14 protein-coding genes are annotated in these 15,943 nt (G+C 58.1%); 10 read left to right on the top strand and 4 right to left on the bottom strand.

The window, feature by feature from the left end; genetic code table 11:
• The 6 genes from AC5RK6_RS00385 to AC5RK6_RS00360 all read left to right on the top strand — a co-directional run.
• Positions 1-971, top strand: a 971-nt coding sequence (locus AC5RK6_RS00385; RefSeq protein ID WP_274778609.1) for an amidohydrolase family protein, incomplete at its 5' end; no start/stop codon positions are given.
• Between the two features lie 10 nt (positions 972-981).
• Complete coding sequence (locus AC5RK6_RS00380; RefSeq protein WP_274778610.1) at positions 982-1,689, top strand: cyclase family protein; 708 nt, start codon at positions 982-984, stop codon at positions 1,687-1,689.
• A complete protein-coding gene (locus tag AC5RK6_RS00375; RefSeq protein WP_274778611.1) occupies positions 1,690-3,009 on the top strand; it encodes an MFS transporter in 1,320 nt (439 codons plus the stop codon).
• A 2-nt stretch (positions 3,010-3,011) separates the two neighbouring features.
• Positions 3,012-4,724: a dihydroxyacetone kinase family protein gene (locus AC5RK6_RS00370; protein WP_274778612.1), complete on the top strand. Its 1,713-nt coding sequence runs from the start codon at positions 3,012-3,014 to the stop codon at positions 4,722-4,724.
• A 183-nt stretch (positions 4,725-4,907) separates the two neighbouring features.
• Positions 4,908-5,372: a ribose-5-phosphate isomerase gene (locus AC5RK6_RS00365; RefSeq protein ID WP_126135477.1), complete on the top strand. Its 465-nt coding sequence runs from the start codon at positions 4,908-4,910 to the stop codon at positions 5,370-5,372.
• Positions 5,369-6,115 (top strand): triose-phosphate isomerase, encoded by a 747-nt coding sequence (locus tag AC5RK6_RS00360; RefSeq protein WP_274733967.1) that lies wholly within the window; start codon positions 5,369-5,371, stop codon positions 6,113-6,115. Before AC5RK6_RS00365 ends, AC5RK6_RS00360 begins: the two co-directional genes overlap by 4 nt.
• Before the next feature lie 117 nt (positions 6,116-6,232).
• Here the strand turns inward: AC5RK6_RS00360 and AC5RK6_RS00355 are convergent, their stop codons facing one another.
• Both AC5RK6_RS00355 and AC5RK6_RS00350 read right to left on the bottom strand, forming a co-directional pair.
• Positions 6,233-7,258: a virulence RhuM family protein gene (locus AC5RK6_RS00355; RefSeq protein WP_284891312.1), complete on the bottom strand. Its 1,026-nt coding sequence runs from the start codon at positions 7,256-7,258 to the stop codon at positions 6,233-6,235.
• A gap of 262 nt (positions 7,259-7,520) precedes the next feature.
• On the bottom strand, positions 7,521-8,558 hold the full coding sequence (locus tag AC5RK6_RS00350; protein WP_274733964.1) for a LacI family DNA-binding transcriptional regulator: 1,038 nt from the start codon (positions 8,556-8,558) through the stop codon (positions 7,521-7,523).
• Between the two features lie 174 nt (positions 8,559-8,732).
• On the opposite strand from AC5RK6_RS00350, the gene AC5RK6_RS00345 reads away from it, so the two are divergent.
• Genes AC5RK6_RS00345 through AC5RK6_RS00335 form a run of 3 tightly spaced genes read left to right on the top strand, consistent with a single transcriptional unit; the run spans position 8,733 to position 11,686 of the window.
• On the top strand, positions 8,733-9,479 hold the full coding sequence (locus AC5RK6_RS00345) for a glutamine amidotransferase (RefSeq protein WP_274733963.1): 747 nt from the start codon (positions 8,733-8,735) through the stop codon (positions 9,477-9,479).
• A 3-nt stretch (positions 9,480-9,482) separates the two neighbouring features.
• Entirely contained in the window at positions 9,483-10,568 is a 1,086-nt protein-coding gene (locus AC5RK6_RS00340; protein WP_274733962.1) for a DMT family transporter, read from the top strand.
• A 23-nt stretch (positions 10,569-10,591) separates the two neighbouring features.
• Positions 10,592-11,686 (top strand): phosphotriesterase family protein, encoded by a 1,095-nt coding sequence (locus AC5RK6_RS00335; protein WP_274733960.1) that lies wholly within the window; start codon positions 10,592-10,594, stop codon positions 11,684-11,686.
• Positions 11,687-11,927: 241 nt separating this feature from the next.
• Here AC5RK6_RS00335 and AC5RK6_RS00330 read toward each other — a convergent pair whose 3' ends face one another.
• The gene (locus tag AC5RK6_RS00330; RefSeq protein WP_274778614.1) at positions 11,928-13,631 is read right to left on the bottom strand and encodes an alpha/beta hydrolase; all 1,704 of its coding nucleotides are present in this window, start codon (positions 13,629-13,631) and stop codon (positions 11,928-11,930) included.
• A 12-nt stretch (positions 13,632-13,643) separates the two neighbouring features.
• A complete protein-coding gene (locus tag AC5RK6_RS00325) occupies positions 13,644-14,381 on the bottom strand; it encodes an ArsR/SmtB family transcription factor (RefSeq protein ID WP_274735202.1) in 738 nt (245 codons plus the stop codon).
• A gap of 127 nt (positions 14,382-14,508) precedes the next feature.
• Between AC5RK6_RS00325 and AC5RK6_RS00320 the strand changes: the two genes are divergently transcribed.
• The gene (locus tag AC5RK6_RS00320) at positions 14,509-15,912 is read left to right on the top strand and encodes an MFS transporter (protein ID WP_274735201.1); all 1,404 of its coding nucleotides are present in this window, start codon (positions 14,509-14,511) and stop codon (positions 15,910-15,912) included.
• The last annotated feature ends 31 nt before the right edge of the window (positions 15,913-15,943 follow it).

The following is a 15,943-nucleotide window of genomic DNA, read 5'->3' as shown; positions in this document are numbered from 1 at the left end:
CAATGGAGTTATACACAGGTCCAGTTATTGACGCGCATCATCACTTTTGGGAGCCGCATCTGGGTTACCAACCCTGGTTGCGCCCCGATGCGCATATCCCCTTCCGCTACGGAAATTACGATCCAATCAAAGTTGATTTCGTGCCGGCGGATCTCACCGATTTAGCCGCGAGTATTAATCTCAACCTCGTCGGTTCGGTAACGATGGAAACCGAATGGGAACTCGATGATCCGGTTGGCGAAATGCGCTACACCCAAAATATCGCGGATCGCTTCGGCCTCCCCAACGCCGGGGTAGGGCATGCGATTCTCAAAGATCCGCAGGTGCAGGGAACCCTTGAAGAACTAGCTGAGATTCCTATTGTGCGCGGGGTTCGTAATAAGCCCGGGCAGTCAGATTCTCCGGTTAGTGCAGAAAGCAACCCGAGCCTGCTCACCGATCCGCAGTGGCAGAAGGGTTACGCAGCGTTGCGCGCCGTCGGATTTAGTTTCGACCTGCAGGTGGCCTGGTGGCATATGACCGAGGCGAAAACCGTTCTGGAGCAGAACCCGGATATTCCCCTCATCATTAACCACTCCGGGCTGCCCGCGGATCGCCACCCGGATATGATCGCCGGCTGGGTGCGCGCACTGGACTTCATGGCGCAATATCCGCAGGTCTCCATCAAGATTTCCGGGATCGGGTTGAAAGACCAGCCCTGGACCGTGGAAAATAACCGTCCCATCGTGGAAAGAATCACCGAGATTTTCGGAACCGAACGCATTATGTTCGCCTCGAATTTCCCGGTCGATTCCATTGCCGGAAGCTTCGCAGACATCTGGAATGGCTTCCGCGAGATCACGAGCGGATGGTCCCAGGCGGAACAACGAGCCGCCTACGCAGAGAACGCGGTGCGGATCTACCGCCTCCCGCAAGACCTGCTCAACACAACATCGGAAGCCGTGCGCACGGCAGCGCACGCAGAAAAATAGGACAACTACTATGGGATTTTTCGATCACTACCGCGTCGTCGACCTGTCGATGCTTATTGAGCCGCATTGGCGTTTTGCTCCGGAGTTCGCTTTCAAGGAACTCCCGAAACCGGAATTTACCTTCCGGTCCACTGTTCTTAAAGATTACGGTGCCCATAATTTCTCCCATTGCGATGCGCCACAGCATGTTGATCGAGCCCTCGAAACCATCGAGATGCTCCCCATCGAGCGTTTCTGCGGGGAAGCAAGTCTTATTGACGTCGCAGATTTGGGTGGTAACGCTGCACTTTCCCGTGAAGTTCTTGAGGCGCGGGCGGGCGCGGTACGCGCCGGCGACGTCATACTTATCCGCAGCAACCAGGCACTGCGCCACCCCACAACCGTGCCAGAATTCTGGACCAGGTCCCCGTGGATCACGAAGTCCGGTGCGGAATACCTCCTCGAGCTTGAGGCCAAGGCAATTGCTTTTGATTTCCCGCAGGACCGCGCGATCCGCGAACCGTACCTCACGGATTTTGAGCACCATGAACCCGTTGAAGACTGGGCCTGCCATACCGTGCTGCTTCCCAAAGGGATTCTGCAAATCGAATACTTGGCCGGGCTGGAGCAACTTAGCCAGGAACGCTTCCTCTTCTTTGCTGCACCCTTGAAAATCAAAGGCGCGGATGGTGGTCCCGCACGCGTCTATGCGCTCGAAGTAATCGCCGAGGAGGCATAAATGACAACCCCGGTCCACGTTCCCACGTCAGCGCGGCGCCGCTGGAAAATTCTCATTCCCGTTATTATCACGATCTACATCATCGCGTATATTGACCGTGTCAATATTGGCTTCGGCATGGAAGGCATCCGAGAAAGTCTCAATATGGATGCTTCCCAGGCCGGATTTGCCGCGGGAATCTTCTTCATAGGGTACCTCGTACTCCAGGTCCCGGGCGGCTACCTAGCGCAGAAGTGGAGTGCCCGGAAAGTTGTCTTTGTGCTCATGATCGGGTGGGGAGTCTGTGCGATTCTCGCTGGTTTCGTCCACTCGTATACGCAGCTACTTATCGCTCGTTTCACGCTCGGGGTATTCGAGGGTGGGGTGCAGCCAGCACTCATGGTTCTCATTTCGAGGTGGTTCTCCAAGGCGGAACGCGGGCGGGCCTTCTCGCTGTTCATCATGCACAATCCCATCGCCACGATCATCACAGGCCCCTTCGCCGGCCTTATCCTCATGTACGGGAACTGGCGCGAACTCTTCATTATTCAGGGTGCGCTGCCGCTGGTCATCGGCGTGGGGCTGTGGTGGTATTTCGCGGCCGATAATCCGGATACCGCCCGGTGGATTGACCAGGATGAAAAGGACGAGATCCGCGCCCTGCAAATCATTGATGGTAACGAAAAGCCGGTGGAATCGGATTGGCGCCTCGCGGTGCGTAATCCCTTCACCTGGTACCTGGCCTTCCTGGGGATGTTTGTGTGGCTGGGCTTCTACGGGCTCCAGATTTGGCTTCCCACCCTCCTCAAGCAGTCTTTCCACGGTTCTCTTACGGTGGGTCTAGTTTCCGCGATCCCGCCCGTTTGCGCTGGTATCGCTATTTGGTTCAACGGGAAGGGCGCGGACCGAGATCAGCGCTATTGCACCCGCGTGGGTATTCCGCTCATCCTTGGCGGCATTATCCTGGCGCTTTCCTCTTTCGTGACGGCGGACCAGCGATGGCTGGTGGTGATCGCCCTCGCGGCGGCAACCGCCTGCCAGCTCTCCTTCTTCGCTCCGTACTGGACGATCAACTCCCTGCTGCTGCCCCCTGCGGCGGTGGGTGCCGGCTTCGGTATCATTAACGGTATCGGGAACCTCGGCGGGATGCTCGGCCCGTACCTCGGCGGATGGCTGCAAGACCTCACGAACGGAAATATGTTCGCTACCACGGTGTTCTTCGGGGTATCGGTCGCCGTTGCCGGGATTATGGCTTTCGGCCTGTCCGGTGCGGTGCGAGCCAAAATCGCTGAGGATCGTGCCCGCCAGAGTGCAATCCTCGCAGATCAACCAATGGAGTAACAATGACGTTTATCTACAACGATCCTAAACAATTCCCCGCTGAAGCCCTCGCGGGTTTCATCGCCGCTAATGAGCGGTACGTGGAGGCGGTGCACGGCGGCGTCGTACGGTCTACTACCTCCCCGGAGGGCGAAGTGGCGCTGGTCATTGGGGGTGGTTCGGGGCACTACCCGGCCTTCCCTGGCTGGGTCGGCCCAGGTATGGCGCACGGTTGCGTATGTGGGAATATTTTCGCTTCCCCCTCGCAGTCCCAAGTCACCGCGGTATCCCAAGCTGCTGATAACGGCGGTGGCGTGCTCCTCATGTACGGCAATTACGCCGGGGACGTTCTCCACTTTGGGAAAGCCGCCAGTATTATGCGTGCGGACGGTCTGGATGTGCGCGAAGTACAGATTTCTGACGACGTCGCATCGGGGATCCCGGAAAAACACCGTGAGCGCCGGGGTATTGCGGGTGACCTTTTCGTCGTGAAAGTAACCGGCGGGGCAATCGCCGCCGGGTACAACCTGGACGAAGCCGAACGCATTGGCTGGCACGCCAATGATTCCACCCGTACCCTCGGGGTCGCTTTCACCGGCTGCACCCTCCCGGGATCGGGCGATCCGCTCTTCACCGTGCCTGATGGAAAATTCGCTCTCGGGCTTGGGATTCACGGTGAGCCCGGGATCTCCGAACACGAACATGCCACCGCGGATGAACTGGCAACCCTTCTGGTTGACGGTGTTCTTGCCGAAGAACCCGAGCGCCGCGAGGGCGGCTACAGCGGGCGCGTGACGGTGATCGTTAACGGGCTGGGCGGAGTGAAGTACGAAGAAATGTTCGTGCTCTACCACGCAGTCTCTAGCATCCTGGCCGAACGTGGCCTGGAGGTCGTGGCGCCGGTCGTAGGTGAACAGGTGACCTCACTCGATATGGCCGGTGTTTCTCTCACCGTTGCTTTTCTCGATGAGGAACTGGAGAAGTTCTGGCTGTCCGGTGCGGATACCCCCGCTTTCCGTACTGGAAACGTGGAGAACCAGCAACGCCGCGAACGCCCCGTTGCGGAAGCGCACGCGGTGGAACTCAGTGCCGGCACGCCCGAATCGGCAGCGCAGGCGGAACGCATCGCCGTCGTCTTCACCGCTTTTGCCGATGCTGCTATCGCGGCGGAAGCGGATCTGGGCAAGCTGGATTCCATCGCTGGGGACGGTGATCACGGTCAAGGCATGACCCTCGGCTCGGTAGCTGCACGCGATGCGGTCCGCCGGGCCCTCTCCGCCAAGGCGGGAGCTGCGAGCCTGGTGGACTCGGCTGGCAAAGCATGGTCCGAAGGCGCGGGTGGTACCTCGGGTGCACTCTGGGGAGATGCCATCTGCCAAGCTGCCAGCCATCTTGACGATGGAGGAGCGGTTTCGGCCGAAATATTGGGCGCGGCCGTCGTTGATGCGGCGCGAAATGTGGCGCGCGACGGTGGTGCCGTCGTCGGAGATAAAACGATGGTGGACGCAACCGAACCTTTTGCCGATGCACTGGAAAAGGAGCTTGCCGAAGGCGTGGGGCTCAAGGACGCCTGGACGCGCGCGGCCGAAGTAGCCCGTCAGGCCGCCGAAGCTACTTCGGAGCTGGCTGCACGCAAGGGCAGGGCCAAGACACACGGCGATGCGTCACTCGGTCACCCGGATCCGGGCGCGGTGTCTTTCGCCCTCCTCATGGCCGCGGCAGCGGAGGCGCTCTGATATCAATCTGCATGAACCGCGCAAAAAGATAGGATAAAGTGATGGCAAGACGCTAAAATGTGGCTTTTTGCGCGGTTCGTGTGGTGGAATAGCGGTGAGCGGTTGTTACCTCAATGTGGCGTGGCTCGTAAGAATGTACCAACCCGTATATACGTGGCTAGAAAAGAAAACAAAGGAGAAAACATGGGATTTCGTGTGGTGGTGCTCGGTGATTCGGCCGGGTACGGATACAAGGACCTCATCAAGGCTGATCTGGAGAAGGATGAGCGCATCGACGAAGTGATCGACCTGGGTCTCAAGGAAGGCGAATCTGCGCTTTATCCGAACCTCGCTACCGCGGGTGCGGAAATGATTGCGCGCGGCGAGGCTGACCGTGGTATTTTCGTATGCGGGACCGGAATGGGCGTGGCTATGTCCGCTAATAAGGTGAAAGGCATTCGCGCCTCGACCGCGCATGACTCCTATTCGGTGGAACGCCTGGTGCTCTCCAATAACGCCCAGGTGCTGTGCCTGGGGCAGCGGGTTATCGGTGCGGAACTCGCGCGACGACTGGCCAAAGAATTTTTCAATTATGAATTCGACCCGAGCTCGCATTCCAAGGCCAATGTGGATGCCATTTGCGCCTATGACGGTTCACTGGAGGAATGATGCTTTGGGTTGGAACTAGCTGGAAAATGAACGGCACCCGCGCTTTCGCACGGGACTATGCTCGCGCACTCGCCGGCCTTGATGTGGCCAGCCTAGGTGATATCCAGCCTTTTATTATTCCTTCGTTTACTGCCATTGATGTGGCAGCTAGCGAGCTTGAGGGAACCAGAATCCTGGTGGGTGCGCAGAATGCGGCCTGGGAAGATGCCGGGGCGTGGACCGGGGAAGTATCGATCCCTCAGGCAATCGATGCCGGGGCCACCCTGATTGAGATGGGGCATTCTGAGCGGCGTGAGTACTTCGGGGAAACGGACGAGACTGTTAACCTCAAGATCAAAGCTGCGCTGCGCCACGGGGCTATCCCACTGGTGTGCTTCGGTGAGCCGGCTGAGGTATTTGAGGCGGGGGAGACCCTTCCCTTTATCACCGCGCAGATTAATGCGGCCCTGGATGGGATAGCGGATACTTCCCGCGTGCTCCTCGCCTACGAACCGATCTGGGCAATTGGGGAACATGGGCGCCCACCGCGGCGCGAGGACCTGGTACGTACCTTTGCCGCGCTCGCGGAGCGTTACGGGGATCGCGTGGAGGCCATCCTCTATGGAGGCTCCGTCAATCACGATAACAACAAGGATATTCTGGGAATCCCGGGCGTGGGTGGCCTGTTTATTGGCCGTTCGGCATGGACCGCGGAAGGATATATTCGCAACCTCGAACTCGCTGCGGAAGCGGTGCGCGAGTAGCGAGAAGAAGGTGTGGTGTCGCGGGGCTCTTTCTATGCTTTGCGAGTACCTGCGTTGGGTAGGCTGCCGTTGGAAACAAATTCTGGACGGCAGCTTGCCCGAACGTAAATTAATTATCTAAGGTTGTCCGTGATCCTCGTTGACCCGTTCTGCTTGGAGAGCAAACTTATCGAAATCTGATTCATAGGTGAGATCCTGCACCACTCGATATTTGGAGAACTCCTCTAGTGCGTGTTCATCGGCAAGGTTCTTTGAAATTTTTCCCGCATTGTTCAGCAGTTCACGACTATCGAGGGTAAGAACTTGGTCGAGGAACTGTACCCAGTCGTTCATAGTAGTGGCAATGTGACGGCGTGCGCGTGACTCTGCAAGGTTTAAATACGCTTCTACCAACCGCCCCAAATCATCAAGCTCGTTCTTGGTGAGGTAGTTTTTGCCGATGGTCACGTCACCCGCGAGCACTTTACCGTCAGGCGAATTTTTCCACGAAGTTAAACCCATATGTGGTTTCTTAGCATCGGCTCTCTCGGTGATGAGTTCCGCCGCGGTGTGTCCGTGTACAGCATAGTGAAGCTTGTTTTGGACAGTAGCGAAGAAAGTCCGGGTTGTGGGCGCTTTGGCATCATAATCGACAGCTGTTGAATAGATGTCGGTTATCTTCTGGTAGAAACGCCTCTCTGAGAGCCTGATTTCCCGCACTTCTTGGAGGAGTTGCTCAAAGTAGTCCTCGCCAAGAATGTCGCCAGTTTCCATACGTTCTCGGTCAATCACGTAGCCACGTAAAGTGAAATCACGCAGGATGCCAGTGGCCCACTGCCGGAATTGAGTGGCGCGTATTGAATTGATCCGGTAACCAACCGAGATAATTGCGTCCAGGTTGTAGTGCTGTGTGAGGTAGTTTTTTCCGTCAGTAGCAGTTATCCGGAATTTCCGGATAACTGCAGAATCCGACAACTCCCCCGATTGGAAAATATTTCGCAAGTGTTCGCTTACGGTTCGGACGTTGACGTCAAACAATTGTGCCATCAACTTCTGGGTAAGCCAGATGGTACTTTCTTCGTACCGTACTTCAACGCTGTTAGCCGCATTGGTCGTAAACACCAAAAACTTAGCAGTGCTGTGCCGAACAAGCTTCTTAGACATCTTCAACTCTTTATGCTTCATAAAACTGAATGACTATCGCATGGGTGCGTAAGTACCTACTGTGTACTCCCGCATTGTTACGAGCAGCCTCTTCGCAGCCTGCACGCGCATCGGTGGTGGTGATGGCAAGCTGTGGAGAGTCAGCTATAGACATGCTTTAGTTTACCGTATCGGTGAGATGGAGCAAATACCCATGGACTCTAAAATTGAGTGCAACAACTTTTACGATTACAGGTGTCCAGTCCGGGGCGCCTCGAACCGTTTACCCGATCCGTTTCACCGATGCACGCGTCACCACATGCATGGGGAAAATATGTCCGCTGGGTGCCTGTCCAGTTGCGGTGTCAACAATAGCGCGCAAGGCAGCTTGTGCCATATCTGCAATGGGTTGTTGTACTGAGCTCAGACCCGGATGAATCCAATCGCACAGGCTAATATTGTCGAATCCGATGACGGAAAGGTCATCGGGAATATGCAGTCCACATTGCTCTGCGGCACGGATAAGACCAATGGCCACCACATCCGAACTTGCGAAGACCGCAGTAACAGGATCCGGGGCGGTTAAAAGCCGTGGTAATGTGGACGCACCAAAAGCCTCGGAGTAGGGACCGTGGAAAATGTAGCGCTCATCCACCTTGAGCCCGTGGAATGTTATGGCTTTCCGGTAGCCGAGTTCTCGTTGATGTGCGGAGAGAAGTCCCTCAGGTCCACCAATGAACGCCACGCGGCGATGCCCGAACGCCAGAAGATGATTCGTTGCCTGGTAGGCGCCATTAGCGTTGTCCGCTACAACGTAGGGGATAGAGCTCGGGCGAATATTGGTGTACCCCAAGGCTGAATTTTCGAGAGCTGCATCCACATTGAGAACCATCTCGTCAAGCATGACGAAGGGTTTAGTTAGGCTCACGGAATTGATATCTCCATCGAGCGAGTTATTTCCAACCAGGATGATCGCGTCAACTGTAGGATTTGCGAGGGCTTCCTCGATGAGTTCCACTTCGTTATCAATTTGCCCTCCCGAAACGAATACAGCCACTGTTTTCTGTGCAGCGTCACCCGCGGAGATAACTTCGGCCCCTAGCTTTGCGAAAAACGGGTTAGTTAGGTTGGGGATAATCAGGGCGATTGTGCGCAATGAAGTGTTTGTCAAAGTGGGAGCTTGCCAGCCTACTTGGGACATCGCCTCTTGGATTTTCTCTGCGGTTTCCCCTCGAACATTGAGTTCCCCACGCACGAACCGAGAGACTGTCGACGGTGAAACGCCAGCAATTCGTGCTATTTCGCTTAGAGAAGCTGCCATGGGACTCCTGATGTAAACGAGGGTCTTGTGTGAAACACCTCAAGCCTATAACATAACAACCAGACGTTGCGTAACGTTGCGCAACGCTCGTGATGGTTGTGGTGATGAAAGTCGTTTCCGACGGCTCTGTCGCTACCTTGAGCGAAACATAATTGGTAGTCGAAGGAGACTGGAATGGTAAAAGTTCTGCTTGCAGGCGAGTCGTGGGTCAGCGATATTGTTGACCATAAAGGCTTCGATCAATTCCCGCACACTCAAGTACATATCGGTTGCGCAAAACTTCTCGAATGTTTGCGCAAAGCTGGGCATGAAGTGACCCATATGCGATCGCATGATGTGGCGGTCGAGTTTCCTTTTACGGAAGAGGAACTCAATGAGTATGACGTCCTCATTTTGTCGGATGTTGGAGCTAATACCCTCCTTCTCCCGCCGCAAGTTTTCGAAGAGGGAAAGCGTGTTCCGAATCGACTCACTCTCATTCGTGACTGGGTGAAGAACGGGGGCGGATTAATGATGGCGGGCGGCTATCTCAGCTTCCAGGGATTCCAAGCGATGGCGAATTATGCGGGCACTCCAGTTGAGGATGTACTCCCGGTTACTATCCACCGCTATGACGACCGTATTGAAGCGCCTGAAGGTGTCCGCGGAGAGCTCACGGATGTCAATCACCCCATTACTCAAGGAATAGATAAAACGTGGCCGTATCTGCTCGGTTTCCAAGACCTCGTGGCGAAAGAAGGCGCGAGTGTCTTGGCAACTGCGGCGCATAAGCCGCTCTTGGTGGCACGTGAATACGGGCGAGGCCGGTCGGTAGCTTTCGCCTCGGACATCTCCCCGCATTGGGCTCCGCAGGAGTTCATGGAGTGGCCCGGCTATTCCACCCTTTTTGGCAATATCGTCACCTGGCTCTCGGGAAAGTAGGCAATGATGTCTTCATTAAAATCTGATTCGTGCGTTGTGGATACTGGCGACGCAGTGACTAATTCTCAACAAACGGAAACTCATGCGGCGGAGAAGCGCGTGCGTGCACACGGAAGTGCTGCGCAAGGAACTGCCATTGTGCTGTTTACCTTCCTCACCGTTCTGGCGGGCATGCTCGGTCCCATGCAGAGTTCCGTCAACGGGCGGCTCGGTGTTGCGGTCGACGACGGACATCTGGCCGCGTGTATTTCATTCTTCTCGGGACTTGTCGTCATGTTCATTATCGTGCTGCCGCAGCGCCGGCTGCGGAAAGCCCTCATTTCGATTCCGGGGCATCTGCGGCATGGAACCTTGCCGTGGCCGTACTTCTTCGCAGGTCTGTGCGGAGCCGTTATTGTTCTCTCTGAGGGTGTTTCCGTCGGAGCGCTCGGGGTGGCGACGTTCCAGACCTCATTGATTGCAGGCATGGTTATCTCCGGAATTATTTGTGACCGTTTCGGTATCGGAGTTGAGTTCAAACAAGCGCTGAATATCCCCCGTATTTTGGGGGCACTCCTCGCTATTGCAGCGACCGTGCTGGTGGTATCGCCGAATTTCACGGCTCCCCATATGATTGCGTTGGCAATTCTGCCGTTCTGTGGTGGTCTCCTTGCTGGATGGCAACCGGCGGGTAACTCCAAGATCGGCTATCTTGCGGATTCTATGCTGGTATCCATTACCTGGAATTTCATCATTGGGTTTTCCGCGCTCGCTCTTGCGTTCATTATTCGATTGGCGATGGGTGCTGCTACTTTCCATCTTCCGACTCAGTGGTGGATGTACCTCGGCGGTCCTTTGGGTCTGCTCTCCATCGCACTCATGGCACTGCTGGTTCGCAAGCTTGGTTTGCTGCTCCTCGCTCTTGCTTCAACTGCGGGTCAGCTTATCGGATCCATCCTCATTGACCTCATCCTCCCGCAAGAAGGGCACGTCATTTATGCCGTTACGGTTGCGGGCGCTGCGGTAGCGCTGGTTGCCGCAGGAATCGCCATGGTCCCGTCTCGCAAGCTCGGAGCAGGTACCGAACATAAAACTGAAGAATCTCACTAGGCAGCGAAGAAAGGACAGCTGCAATGTCTCAACTGAAGAACGGCGAACTGCAAACCGTTCGCGGAATTATCAAGGCTCAAGATATGGGGATGACACTTCCCCACGAACACCTTTTCAATGACTTGTCCTCGGTTGTGGATGAGCCCTATTACGAGTTCTCCAAGGAAATAGTCGGCAAGAAAGTCACGCCGGATCTTATGTATGGCCTGCGCCAAGATCCGTACTGCAACGCGGATAATATGGCGGATAAGCCGGCTCAGGATGTGATCCTGGAAGTCCGTAAATTTGCTGAGCTCGGCGGGCAGACTATCGTTGACGCAACTGGAACCGTCAGCATCGGCCGTAACCCGGCGCGCTTACTAAAAGTTGCGGAAGTGACTGGACTCAACGTTGTTATGTCGACCGGGCCATATCTTGAAAAGTTCGAAGGCGAACGCATTACCGCGCGTAGCGTTGACGCCATTGCGGAAGAAATTGATGCCGATATCAATGAGGGTATTCCGGCAATTGATACCGCTCCGGGCAGTGCGGCGGAAAAGTCGGAGGGTGGCGACCGGAAGATTAAAGCCGGCATGATCGGTGAGATAGGGGTATCTCCCTTCTTTACAGAAGGGGAACATGCGTCCTTGCTTGCCGGAGCCCTTGCTCAAACAAATAATCCGACCGTAGCGCTCAATATTCATATGCCCGGGTGGCAACGGCGCGGAGATGAGGTTCTGGACCTGGTCTTTGCGCAGGGCGTGGCGCCGCATAAGGTTTCCCTTGCCCACTCGGATCCTTCCGGTGCTGATAAGGATTACCAGCGTCGGCTCCTCGATAGGGGAGTGTGGCTGGAATTCGACATGATCGGCCTGGATATCACCTTCCCGAAAGAAGGTGTATCTCCGTCAGTTAACGAAACTGTGAGTGTTCTTGCTGACCTCATAGCTGATGGGTACGCGGATCAGATTATCCTCAGTCACGATCTCTTCCTCAAGCAAATGTGGACTCAGAATGGCGGTAATGGATTTGCCTTCGTTCCAACGGTCGTCATTGACCTGTTGCGCCAGGAAGGCGTGAGCGAAAGTGATCTGCACAAGTTACTGTACGAGAATCCGGCCAGGGTGTTGACAGCTTAAGCGGGCACCGGGCAGAAGATAGTGCAGAAAATAGAGACGGGGGAGCAGTCATAATGATTGTTCCCCCGCAATTCTGAAATGACATAGAAATGTAACTAACTTGGCCGCAGGGCCCTATGCTGGAGGCGGCAGGAAGATATTGCGGTTTATCTCCGCGTGGTATTAGAAGACGGCGATCCAGCGCTTCTTCAAACGGCGTTCAAGGACATTGTGAAATCTCTGGCCTTCAGAGAGATTGCTCCTAACGCCCGGCAAACGCAGTCGCAATAAACTCACTTATTCGCGCGCGTACCTGCTCCCACACCTTCGTGCCGGGGGAACATAGCATCGCATGGAAAGTCCCCGGATACATGTGGAGTTCCACGGCCGCGCCGGCGTCCATGAGGTCGCGCGCCCAGTCGAGGCCCTCGTCGCGCAGCGGATCAACCGGATTGACCACAAGCAGCATCGGCAACCCTGAATACGGGCCGCTACCTGCGGAAAGTGGCTCGGCGCGGTACCCGGAATCGTCAGCGTAGGCGTTCCACGCCGCGGCCGCGGCCTCCCGCGTCCATACGGGGCCGTCGCGATAGGTTCGATAGGAGAGCGTATCGAGGCGCGGGCTCACGCACGGTTCGAGGGCGACGACGCCGCACAAGCCCGCCAGTTCCTCTGGCTGCGCGAAGCGCAGCACCTGATCGGCCAAGCCGGCCCCGGCCGAATCTCCGAAAACCAGCACGGGTGCACCCGGGAAAACCCGCGTAATATAAGCGAGCGCAGCCCGGCAGTCGTCCACCGCTGCTGGGAAAGGATGCTCGGGTGCCAGCCGGTAATCGGGAACCACCACGGTGGCCTCGGCCAGCTGGGCGATCTCAGCATTGCGGGCGTCGTCGTAGCGGGCGCGGCCCGCAACGTAACCGCCGCCATGCAAAGACAGCACCACGCGGGGCTGCGGCGGCGTCGTGCTATCGGGGTGGAAGATACGCAGCTCCAGGCCGTTCTCCACCACAACCTCGCGGCGGATACCCGAGGGCAGTTCCGGTTCGGCACCCAGCAGCGCTTCGCCTTCCGCGCGCATCGCCGGAGCATCCCAGGTGGTTTGCTCGGGCACGCCCGCGAGCAAAGGCGTGAGCTGCGGATCGAGGTAAGGCTGCGGGCGCTTCTGCGCCTTCGCGCACTCGGCAAGGAAGGGGTCCACCGCGGCGTAGAAAGCGCTCTCCTGGTCGCGGCGGACCGTATGGGTGGAGTGCGGGATGACCGCCCCGCGCAGGTGCGGATTGTGATGCTCAGTCAGTGCCTCGATGCCGGTGGCGCCGAAGAGCACATCGTCGCCGTCGCCGGTCACGAGGAGGGTGGGCATGCTTAGCTGGCCAAGCACCGCGCGCCCGGGGCGGCCCACCACGCCGGTGGCAATGAAATCGAGGTCCACCTCGGTCTTACCCTGTGCCCAGCCGGCGTATTCGGAGGGGGTCCAGGTGGTATACGATTCGCGCAATGACGCGATAGCTTCGGGTAGATACTCGCGCACGCGCTCCTGGGTTTTGCCAAGATCTTCGGCGGCCTCGCGGTAGGTACGGGCCTGCTCCGGGGTGAGGAGCGCGGGGTCTTCAAGCACCAGACCCGCGATGAGCGCCGGGTGAGCTGCGGCAATATGCGCGGCGACCGCACCGCCTAGGGAGTGCCCCATGAGGAGGATCTGGCGTGCGGGAGTGCCGGCGGCGGCGCGCACCACCACATCGGTTGCGCTGGCAACGAGGGCGGTGAAGGGATCGGCCAGGTCGTCCTTGGCGAAACGGGCCGAGAGTCCGTGGCCGAGCAGATCGCAGAGCACCACTCGGTAATCACGCCCGTAATGCGCGGCGAGGCTGTGTAACGAGGCGGCGCAATCTGTCACCCCGTGAAAAGCAACGATGGTGCCCTCGATGGGAGCCCCGGAAACTGAATACGATAACGCGGAATGCCTCATTGCGCTCCTTTGCTAGCGGGTACTTGCGTGCGTGTTGTGGCCAGGGCTGCGCGGGATAATAGCCTGGAGTGTCACAAAGGGAGTGGCGTTTTCGGGTGTGGCTTTCTTGGAAGAATCAGAAGAGTTATTCGGGCGGGTTGCCGCGCCCGCCTCATTATCCACCCGATATTCTTCCACGAGTTCATACATTTTCTTGGAAAGATCGGCGGCCTGCTCACGTGTGAGAAGGACTTCCGCCGGGTGCAAACTGGTGAACAGCGGCCGCTCCTCCGGGTGGTTAGTGCGGGCGGTCATGGCGGCCAGCCACAGTGAGGTGGCCCATTCCAGAATCGCGGTGCCGGCCGCGGTCACGCTTTTGGAATACTCCGAATTGGGCAGGCTGGAATCGGTGGCCATGCGCGGGGAAGTGAGGGTCCACACCCGATCACGCTTATCGCGCGCCCGGGTCGGATCCTCGCGAATCAGCCCACCGCGGGCCAAAATTCGCAGGTGATAGCTCATGGAATTGGCGGGAAGCTCCAGTTCCTCAGCCAAATCCGCGGCGCGCGCGTGGCCTAGTCGGCTGAGAGTGTGGAGCAGGCTCAAGCGGACCGGGTGAGATAGGGCCCGCAGCTGCTCCCGGTTGAGGCGAGCCACCGTTTCCGGCGTGGTGGTTCCCGTGGTGGTGCCCGCGGTGGGCGCGCTGCCCGAATCGGCGCTGGTCATTTCGGGAGTGTCACGTGATTCGGCAGTGCTGTCAGAAGAAGCCATAGAATCATTGTAGCTGGAACAACGGACTTGCCCACATACGCAACAAATGTTGCGCAATAATTCTTGCGTAATTATAGTGGGAGGTGGAGGCCGAGGTATTCGGCTCATCAGCACGTAAGGAGACCTCATGTCAGGTACGGACAATGGGACAGTTATAGCAACGGAACAGGTGACCGCATCAGAGCGTGAACCTGCCACCATCTGGGCATCCCGTGAATACCGGGCCTGGTTTACCGGCGATCTGCTCCAGGACCTGGGCGCGGGGATCGCGATGTTCGCCTTCCCGCTGGTCTGCCTGGCGGTGACCGGCTCTCCTGTACACGCCGGAACGGTGGGATTCTTCCAAGGCGTAGGTACGTTGCTGGGTATTCTTCCCGGCGGGGTATTGGCCGACCGCCATAACCGGCGTACCCTCCGCTTGGTCTCGTCTGGCCTAGGGGCGCTCGCGCAGGTTGCGCTGGTAGCTCTGTTGCTCAGTGGCACCGCGAACGTGCTCAATCTTGCCGTTCTTGCTTTCCTCGACCGCCTGCGTAACTCCCTGCTTTCCCCGGCCTCAAATTCCATGCTCAAACAGGTGGTTCCCGGGCGACTTCTTCCCAACGCCGTGGCTGCGAATCAGGGGCGCGATGCCGCGGTCACCCTCGCCACCGGCCCGGCCGGCGGAGCGCTTCTTGCCATCCACCTCTACGTCCCCGCTCTCGCGCAAATCGTCGGGCAGCTGGCGAGCATGGGGGCTACGCTCCTCATGCGCGGGGATTACCGGCCCGGGCGTTCCGGCGGCGCTGAGTGTTCCGGCGGCGCTGAGTGCTCCAGCAGTGCCAGGTGCCCTGAGAACTCGGACAACTCTGCGCGCCCTGTTCGTACCGGCCGCATCTCCCGTGCGCTCGCGGAATTCAACGAGTCGCTACGGTGGATGTGGGAACGCGCCGTGGTCCGAGTGCTTCTTATCTGCGCCTGCCTGCTCAACCTGGGGTGGGCAGGCATGATGATGAGCGTGACCCTCGGCCTCGCCGACCGCGGGGTGGAGCCGGCGCTCATCGGCCTGCTCGCCACCGCGCTCGGGTGCGGGGCGCTTGCCGGGGCGGTGGTTGCCGCGCGTCTCGTCGCGCGGGTCCCCTCCGGAATTCTCATCATCGCCGGATTCCTCATGTGCGCCGGCGTCGTCGCCATTGTTCCTTTCCTTCCCGGTTTGGGGTGGATCGGCGCGATGTACGCATTAATGGGCCTGATTATCCCCGCCGTCAATGCCGCGGTGATGGGCCTGGTCACGCTCATGACGCCCAATGAGCTGATGGGCCGCGTGGGTTCGGTCAGCCAGTTCTTCGCCTCCGGAGCCGCGGCTTTCGCCCCCGCGCTGGCCGGCTGGGGGATTGGGATGATCGGATGGGAACTCACCCAAATCTCCTTCGCGATTCCCACCGCGCTCGCGGCCGTGCTCATGCTGGCCTCCCGGCAGGTCAGGCAGGTGCCGGCTTCACCCCATTGGGAGAGCTACCTGGAAGAATCCGGTGCCCTGAGCGCGCGGGATTAACGGCGACGCCGCGGCGCGTTCCGCCCTGGCA

The organism is Actinotignum sp. usb-actsch-213 (assembly GCF_059085665.1).
The sequence above is the reverse complement of the archived record's forward strand: the minus strand, read 5'-3'. Positions and strand labels throughout refer to the sequence as shown.